At 61.8% G+C, this 1,131-nt stretch carries 2 pseudogenes; both read left to right on the forward strand.

The window, feature by feature from the left end:
- Window positions 1-84: pseudogene (locus BM249_RS21510) on the forward strand (IS5-like element ISMex42 family transposase); the annotation flags it as partial.
- A gap of 6 nt (window positions 85-90) precedes the next feature.
- A pseudogene (locus BM249_RS21075) lies at window positions 91-1,125 on the forward strand (ATP-dependent DNA helicase); the annotation flags it as partial.
- Window positions 1,126-1,131 lie beyond the last annotated feature (6 nt).

A 1,131-nucleotide genomic window follows, 5' to 3' on the forward strand; every position in this document is an offset into this window, starting at 1 on the left:
ATCGCCACGCGCTACGAAAAGACCGCCGCCAGCTTCACCGGCGTCCTCTGCCTCGCAGCCGCCCTCGATTGGCTCAAGCGATGACACGCCCTAGAGGCCAAGACCATCCACCGCCTGCTGGAGATCGACCCGAAGCACGGTGGCTTCTCACGAAACGAGGAAAACCCGCTCGACTGCGATCTCCTCGTCATCGATGAGACCTCGATGGTGGACGTGCCATTGATGAACGCCTTGCTGAAGGCGGTGCCCGAGCGCGCTGGGCTGCTGCTCGTTGGAGATGTGGATCAGCTACCCTCAGTCGGGCCGGGGCAGGTCCTGGCCGACGTGATTGCATCTGAGCGCGTCCCGGTGGCACGACTGACTGAGGTCTTTCGACAGGCGGCTGAGAGTCGGATCATCGTCAACGCGCACCGGATCAACTCCGGCCAGATGCCGGTGAAGCCCCGTCCCGGCGAGAAGGCGGACTTCTACCTCATCGAGATTGACGACCCGGAGATCGGTGTCGCCAAGCTGATCGAGATCATAACCAACCGCATTCCACGCTCCTTCGGCCTCGATCCTGTCCGTGATGTGCAGGTACTGACACCCATGCTGCGGGGCTCGCTCGGCTCGCGCAACCTCAACCACGAACTTCAGCGCGTGCTGAATCCCAACCCGCCTGCACAGGTCGAGCGGTTTGGTTGGCGCTTTGCGCCGGGAGACCGGGTAATGGAGACGCAGAACGACTACGACCGCGAGGTCTTCAACGGCGATCTCGGCATGGTCACTGGCATCGACGAGGAGGAAGAAGCGGTGCTCGTCACCGTCGACGGACGGGAGGTAATCTACCCCTTCGGCGAACTCGACACGCTTGTCCCGGCCTTTGCGACAACGATCCATAAAAGCCAGGGCTCGGAATACCCGGCTGTGGTGATCCCGATCGTGACGCAGCACTTCAACATGTTGGCCAGGAACCTGCTGTACACGGGCGTCACACGCGGCAAGCAGCTTGTAGTGCTGATCGGGCAACGCAAGGCCATCGGCATGGCAGTGCGGAGTGGCCTGCTGCCGGTTTCACGGACACCCGATTTAGGTGTGATGATGAAGCCGGAGGTGCTCCATGCAGCGTCGCAAGTTCGGACGTGAGTTCAA

Origin of the sequence: Methylobacterium gossipiicola, assembly GCF_900113485.1 — a bacterium.
Classification (GTDB): Bacteria; Pseudomonadota; Alphaproteobacteria; order Rhizobiales; family Beijerinckiaceae; genus Methylobacterium; species Methylobacterium gossipiicola.